Annotated in this window: 6 protein-coding genes; 1 reads left to right on the top strand and 5 read right to left on the bottom strand. The window is 37.8% G+C overall.

The genetic code is table 11. From position 1 onward, the window contains the following. Nucleotides 1-128: 128 nt before the first annotated feature. Both QZ019_RS08725 and QZ019_RS08720 read right to left on the bottom strand, forming a co-directional pair. Complete coding sequence (locus tag QZ019_RS08725) at nt 129-644, bottom strand: methylated-DNA--[protein]-cysteine S-methyltransferase (RefSeq protein WP_295484296.1); 516 nt, start codon at nt 642-644, stop codon at nt 129-131. A 98-nt stretch (nt 645-742) separates the two neighbouring features. After that, on the bottom strand, nt 743-1,501 hold the full coding sequence (locus QZ019_RS08720) for a hypothetical protein (protein WP_295484293.1): 759 nt from the start codon (nt 1,499-1,501) through the stop codon (nt 743-745). 225 nt (nt 1,502-1,726) lie between these two features. On the opposite strand from QZ019_RS08720, the gene QZ019_RS08715 reads away from it, so the two are divergent. Next, nucleotides 1,727-3,097 carry an L-serine ammonia-lyase gene (locus tag QZ019_RS08715; protein WP_289512451.1) on the top strand — a complete coding sequence of 457 codons (1,371 nt, stop codon included), beginning with the start codon at nt 1,727-1,729 and terminating at the stop codon, nt 3,095-3,097. A 17-nt stretch (nt 3,098-3,114) separates the two neighbouring features. On the opposite strand, the gene QZ019_RS08710 is transcribed toward QZ019_RS08715, so the two are convergent. The 3 genes from QZ019_RS08710 to QZ019_RS08700 all read right to left on the bottom strand — a co-directional run bounded on the left by QZ019_RS08710 (nt 3,115) and on the right by QZ019_RS08700 (nt 6,871). After that, nucleotides 3,115-3,711, bottom strand: coding sequence for an aminodeoxychorismate/anthranilate synthase component II (locus QZ019_RS08710; protein ID WP_295484289.1), 597 nt, complete (start codon nt 3,709-3,711; stop codon nt 3,115-3,117). A gap of 2 nt (nt 3,712-3,713) precedes the next feature. Next, nucleotides 3,714-5,225 carry an anthranilate synthase component 1 gene (locus QZ019_RS08705; RefSeq protein WP_295484287.1) on the bottom strand — a complete coding sequence of 504 codons (1,512 nt, stop codon included), beginning with the start codon at nt 5,223-5,225 and terminating at the stop codon, nt 3,714-3,716. A 521-nt stretch (nt 5,226-5,746) separates the two neighbouring features. Further along, nucleotides 5,747-6,871 (bottom strand): metallophosphoesterase, encoded by a 1,125-nt coding sequence (locus QZ019_RS08700; RefSeq protein ID WP_295484285.1) that lies wholly within the window; start codon nt 6,869-6,871, stop codon nt 5,747-5,749. Nucleotides 6,872-6,990 lie beyond the last annotated feature (119 nt).

Genomic DNA, 6,990 nt, shown 5'->3' with positions numbered 1-6,990 from the left:
TTTAAAAATTAAAAGAAAGAGTTTTTTACAAAAATTTTTATAAGTTTAATTAAATTTAATAACCAATTGATTATAAAAGATATTTTATGTGCGGTATTTTAGTGCATTACATTTAAGGTGTGGTGCAATCACAGAAGAAATTCAGATTCCTGATGTCCTTCGTGCTTTAAAAGCTCAAGTTTTCTAAATATTCCACCTGAATATCCGTTAAGGCTGCCGTCAACACCTATAACTCTATGGCAGGGGATGATAATGGAGATGGGATTATGGCTTACTGCATTTCCTATAGCTTGCGGCGACATGTTTTTTAAATGTTTAATGGATAAAAGATGTTTTGCTATTTGACCGTATGTTATTAGTTCACCAAAAGATGTTTCAAATAAAATTGCGTACACGGCATTTCTAAATGCGTTGTCGTCAAGTTTTAATTTGTCTTGGGCAAAATGCGGATTTCTTTTTTGGAAATAATCGTTTAAAAAGGTTTTTGCTTCTTGAAAAATTTTCAGATCTTCCTTAAATACCGTAGTAGATTGGTTTTTTAAATTTTCGTGATCTTGAAAATAAGCGCCGGTAAGAAATTTACCGTCACTATTTAAATGAATAAGACCAAGCGGACTTTGAAAATAGGTTGAAAATATAAGCATAATGCAAAATAGTCCGCAAATAACAAGTAATTAACTATTAATAATTAATAGCGCTGATGTTTGTCAGCGCTACTTTTAGGAAGACTTTATAAGCTTAATCAGCGAATGGGGATTCTGTTAGGATCCTCCTTGTCGTCGGCATCGCTTTTTTCTTCATCATAACTATCGCTGTTTTCATCGTAGTTACGATCTGACGGTTCATCGTCATCGTCATTGTCTTCTTGAGGATCAAGATCGTTTTCATCTACATAATAGTCGCTGTAATTGACTTCATTTTCATCTTCATAATCGTCGTCAAAGTCAATATCCTCGGGTGCATACTGGCAGAAAGCAAGAAAATCACCGTAGAGCATTTCTCCATCATAATCACGATACTCCCAAGGCAAAACGGTGAGATCTTCAAGAACATCATTTTCATAATCTTGATGATCTTCTGCGTATCTTATTTCAGATAAGGATCTGCCTATTACATAGATAACCGCATATTTTCCTCTAAACGGTGAAATGCTTAAAATTTTGCAGAACATTTCTTCACTAAGTTCCGAGTCAGGACATCCGTAAATTTTTCCTTCCTCAAACTCAAGTCTTAATTCATTGTCTGCTTCAAAACGGTTTATATATCCGTCCTCATCGATGATTTCAAAATAATTATCATCGTCATTTTCATGCAGAGGTACGCCGACATAGTAATCTTCATATAGGTTGTCGCAAAGCTCTTCAAGAGTTTGAGCTTCTGCACCCACCATCATTATGGATTTATTGTAAAAACGCAGCTCCTTAACGTAAAAGTAGGTTTCATTGCCGTCTGCATCAGGATTTGAAATAAAAAGTTTACCTTCATCAATCCAATCAAACATAAAAAATCTCCTTTTATTAAAAACCAAGGAAAGCTGCTGTTTTTCGCAACTAATAAAATTTTACAAGCATATTTTTATAAAGCCAAAGTCTTATGATAAAGGCATGATCAAGGGCAAGTTTTTTGTTGATTAATAGATGATTTTGTAGGTTGTGTAGAGAAATTTGAATCCGAATTTTGTATTTTCTGCTAAACTTTTTGCCAATTTGGTATTAGGAATTAAATCGTGCAAAGCAATCTTTCTATTTTTAAAATCGGTATCGGACCGTCGTCTTCTCACACCTTAGGACCGCTTTTTGCCGGCAATATGTTTTGTAAAAAAATCTCTGACGTTTTAAATAAAATTGTAAAAGTAAAGATCACTCTTTTCGGATCTTTATCATTAACCGGAATTGGACATCTTTCCGATAAGGCCGTTATTTGGGGATTATGCGGAATTTCTCCAAAAGATCTTGATGCCAAATTGCAGGAAGAAATAATTGACAGGGTTATAAATGAACGCAAAATTAAATTATGCGGTGTAAAGGATATAGATTTTAATTACAAAGAAGATCTTGTTTTTTCATCAGAATTTCTTCCTTTGCATGAAAATGCCCTGACTATTAAAGCATTAGATGAAAAAGGTGATGTTTTATCAGAAGAAACTTATTACTCGGTAGGCGGCGGATTTATAAAAGTAGAAGCTGATTTTTATAAAAAAGAACAGGACACCGATCCGTTAATCATTGATAAAAAAGATTTTATGCCTATAAGCAATACTGAGCAGGCACTTAATCTTTGTAAAGAGCATGGTTGGAATTTAGCAAAATTATCCCTTGAGTTTGAAAAACAGTTTCATGATGAAAAATATATAAAGGATTATTGTCTTGAAATATGGGAAACCATGCAGCAGGTTTACTATAACGGATCACATTGCAAAAGCGATTATTTACCTGGTGCCTTACATTTAAAACGCCGCGGTAAAGAACTTTATCAGAAACTTACAATTACGGCAGATCCATTAGGAATTATCGATTACATTTCTTTGTACGCTTTTTGTATTGCTGAAGAAAATGCCGCAGGTGCCAAAGTTGTAACAGCTCCGACCAACGGAGCCTGCGCTGTGGTTCCTGCAGTTATGCTTTATCTTAAAAATCATGCCATCGGTTTTAATGACGATAAAGCCGTCGATTTTTTGTTAAGTGCGATGCTTATCGGATCTTTTTATAAAAAGAATGCTTCAATAAGCGGAGCTGAGGCCGGGTGTCAGGCTGAAATCGGTGCGGCAAGTTCCATGGCGGCAGGTGCAATGGCAACAGTCTTAGGAGCAGAAGCACCGGTAGCCTGCTCTGCTGCTGAGGTATCAATGGAGCATCACTTGGGTTTGACCTGTGATCCGGTTGACGGACTGGTTCAAATCCCGTGTATTGAACGCAACGCCTTCGGTGCATTACAGGCAATATCGGCTGCCCGTATTTCAATGTCGCGTTTAAGCCAGCCGCGCGTAAGTCTTGATCAAGTAATAAGCACTATGTACGCAACCGGCAAGGATATGAATCAAAAATATAAGGAAACCTCCCTTGGCGGATTAGCAATTGCCTTTAACTCAATCTGCTAAAGGCAAAAGTTAATACGCTAAGCTAATAGATTGATTGCATTTAATAAAATTTTGCGTCCGTAGGTGGTTAAAATCGACTCAGGATGAAATTGCAGACCTAAAAGACGCATTTTCTCTTCATAAAGTGCCATTACGATGTTATCGCAGGACGCAATGATTTTTACATGTTCCGGTAAGTCGGTAACGACAAGGGAGTGATAGCGAGCAGCTCTTAAAGGATTAGGCAGATCTTTAAAGCAATAATCACTACAATGCGTGATTAGGGATGCTTTACCGTGAACAATATACGGAGATTTAACCACTTTTCCGCCAAGAGACAGACCTAAAGCCTGATGCCCAAGACAAATTCCCAATAAAGGAATCTGTCCTTTTAGTTTTTCGATAATAGCCATTAAATTATTCGCGTCATTAGGACTTGAAGGTCCGGGTGAAAGAACTCCGATTATGTTAAAGCCTTCTTTTTTAAACTCTTGTACTTTTTTTAGGATAAATTCAGGAGCTGCGTCGTTACGATAAACAGTGACTTCAGCGCCTAAAATCTGCAGCTCATCGACTAAGTTATAAGAAAAAGAATCAAAATTATCGATAAAAATGATTTTAATACGGTAAGGCATGATTAAAACTCCTTATTGGCTTTTGATACTGCTCTTATAACCGAGCGGGCTTTATTGACGGTTTCCATTGCTTCAGCTTCAGGATCCGAGTCAAATACCACGCCGCATCCTGATTGGATATAGGCTATGTCGTTTTTTATGAAAGCGCTGCGAATTGCAATGCAGGAATCAAACGATCCGTCCGTTTCAAGACGGGCTACGACCCCGCCGTATGAACCGCGTTTTACGCCTTCATATTTATAAATAATTTTGTGAGCCATAATTTTAGGAGCTCCGGACAGGGTTCCCATATTCATTGATGCCTGATAAGCATGCAGGGCATCAAGATCTTCTTTAAGTTCGGCTTTTACGTCACTTACAAGGTGCATGACACTTTGGTATCTATCTACATGCAGAAGATTTTCCACACGGCGAGTACCCGTTTTTGCAATGCGTGCCAAATCGTTGCGCGCCAGATCAACGAGCATAATATGTTCTGATACTTCTTTTTGATCCATTCTAAGTTCAAGTTCAATTCTCGCATCTAAGTCAGGATCGACTTTATCGCTTGCATCTATTCCGCGCGCTCTTGTTCCGGCAATAGGCGATATTGACACTTCATTACTTTTTTTGTCATAGCGAAGCGCAAATTCAGGAGAGGCTCCGATTAAAGTAAAATCAACATCTTGTATGTAATACATATAAGGTGATGGATTATCTTCTTTTAGATATGCATAACTTAAAAACGGATCGTGGCAGGGCAGTGAAAAAACTCTTGAGGGAACTACTTGAAAGGCATCGCCTTTAATAATGTGATCTTTAATTTTTACGACTAAATCTTCAAATGCTTTATCGTCTATATTGACGCTGTAGCTTAATTTATCAACTTTAGGGTGCTTTAAATGTAAGTCTGCGTTAAACGAATCCAAAGCTTCTTTTAACTTATAAGCTTTAATTAAGCAGTCATTTTTGTTTTTTTCGTTAAAGGCATAGCCGTGAACTACTGTGGTTTTATTAATATGATCAAAAACCACGGAGATGTCGTAAAGGTTAAATACCAAATCAGGACAAGTGTTAAGACCTTGAGAAACGTCTGTGATTTCTTCAAAATTGTTTATAAAATCAAAGGCGATAATGCCGGCAAAGGTTATGTCTTTAAATTCCTTTAAGGTATCTTGGACAGCTCTTAACGCATCAAGCGGCGACGGAAATTTAAGCCGTGTCTCTTCGTCAATATTTTTAGGCGGTCTTGCATAGGAAAGAGTAATGGTCTTTTCATCACAAGATTTTGCTTTAAGTTTTGCTGCAAGAAGAGGAATTAAAGCACAACCGTTATCGTTTATTGCCTTAAGCGTAACTTTTAAATCATTGCAGATCACTTTAAGCGCGCAAGATGCCCCGATAATGCTTTTGGTGCCGCTTTTATCAACAATTTCAGCCGATTCAAGCAGCAGAGTATTGGTGTTTAAAACATGATCGCGGTAAAAAAGATGAGGCTTGTTGCTGTATTTACCGTAAAGCAGAATTTCTTTCATTTTAAGCTCCGTAAAAATTAAATATTGCGGGCTTTAAAAATGAACAAACCCGCAAAGCTGCGGGTTTATTTGTTAAAATAATATCACATCCCCGCAGTTACGCGAGGTGCCACCATAAAGAACGCTGTGATATTTTCATTAACTTGACATCCTCACTGGTCTAAAGACCGATGATTCCTACTGCTAAATAACAATAGTGCTACTGTTGTAAGCTTCGGCGGGTTCCTGCTGCCGACCTCTATCGAGGTTCGCTTGACAGGCCATCCGGGCAAGTCCTGCCCTTGTTTTGTGTAGATTTAATATCTTTGCAAATGCAGACTTGGTTTTTGTCTGAATTTGTAAGACTTTATCTGACAACAGTATAGCACATGCCTTATATCTCCGTTCTAAAGAACGGAGTTTTACGGCATCTTTGATAAAAATTCTCCGTAAAACGTTATAGATACAATATGCAAAAAATTTTAATTTGTAAATGAAAATGCAAAATTGGATCTTTTTAAGGCAAAGAAAAACTGTCAGCTTTAATTTGCTCCTTTTAGTACAAAGAGGGTTATTTCCGAAGGAACGCCGACTCGGCAGGAAAATCCTGACCAGATGCCGCTGCCGTTGCTGACATATAAAGTCATATCGCCAAGCTCATATTTTCCGCTTACATAACCGCCGTTAAATCTGGCGATAAGCGGTTTTAAGAAAAACATGGTTCCGCCGTGAGTGTGTCCGGTTAAAAGCAAATCGGCTTGAGGGTGCTCATTGGCTACAGGCGGCTCATGAGAAAGCAAAATTCTTGGAATATCGGGAAGTCCTGACAATGCTTTTTCATGATCGGGTTTTTCAAATCCGTAATTTTGAGCGCGTCTATCCGGAATTCCGGCGATGGCAATCTCTGCACCGTCTTTTTCTATAATGTCATTTTCGTTATTTAAAAATTTGATGTTAAGCTTGGACAGTGCTTCAATCCATTCAGCTGCTCCTGAATAATATTCATGATTGCCTGTTACCGCATACACTCCGTAAGGGGCATGCAAATCACGAAGCGGTTCAAACTCCTGCGCCAAATTTGCAACGCTGCCGTCAACGAAATCTCCGGTTATAGCTATAAGGTCAGGCTGCAAAAGGTTGGTTTTATCGGTAATTCTCTGTACGTAATCCCTTTTTAGAATAGGTCCTACGTGAATATCTGTAAGCTGTACTACTCTAAAGCCATCAAATTCATTGGGTAAATTTTTAATCGCTACTTCAACAGTCTGCACTTTGGGAGTGACAAATTGCGAAAAAGTTCCGTAAAAACCTAAAGCTAGAGCAATGAAACTTACAACCACTGCGGCTTTATTTTGCGGCAAATGCCAGGACAAAATACCGGTTTTGCGTAAGACAAAGAAAAGTAAAACAATAAGATCTTTAACAATCAATAAAGCTACGCCAAGCAGCAATGAGGCAAAAAGCGACTCAAGAATGACAACGACGTAGGGAGGAAGCTTGGGTTCTAAAATTCCGCCGGTCATTGCGTATACGACGTACTTAAAACCGCAGACCAAAATGGCAAGTAAAACTAAAAATTTGCCTTTATGCGAAATTTTTAACGGAATAACCAGAGAGCAGATTGCGTAGGCAATTAGAACAAAGGATTGAATATACAGAACACTCATTTTTCGTTTGCTTTCATCTTAATTATCGTCAACGTTTTGTATGATAATTGAATCAAAGCAATGAGTAAAATACCGAATAGATATATTTTCTGATACTTAAAAGTAATATTGGTTAACTG

Source organism: uncultured Succinatimonas sp. (assembly GCF_905203285.1).
Taxonomy (GTDB): domain Bacteria; phylum Pseudomonadota; class Gammaproteobacteria; order Enterobacterales; family Succinivibrionaceae; genus Succinatimonas.
Note: the sequence above shows the minus strand (reverse complement) of the source record. Positions and strands in the feature narration are given on the sequence as shown.

Bases quoted from the DNA above. Each gene is read 5' to 3' on its own strand.
- QZ019_RS08725 (WP_295484296.1), bottom strand. From the start codon at position 644: ATGCTTATATTTTCAACCTATTTTCAAAGTCCGCTTGGTCTTATTCAT.
- QZ019_RS08720 (WP_295484293.1), bottom strand. From the start codon at position 1,501: ATGTTTGATTGGATTGATGAAGGTAAACTTTTTATTTCAAATCCTGAT.
- QZ019_RS08710 (WP_295484289.1), bottom strand. From the start codon at position 3,711: ATGCCTTACCGTATTAAAATCATTTTTATCGATAATTTTGATTCTTTT.
- QZ019_RS08705 (WP_295484287.1), bottom strand. From the start codon at position 5,225: ATGAAAGAAATTCTGCTTTACGGTAAATACAGCAACAAGCCTCATCTT.
- QZ019_RS08700 (WP_295484285.1), bottom strand. From the start codon at position 6,871: ATGAGTGTTCTGTATATTCAATCCTTTGTTCTAATTGCCTACGCAATC.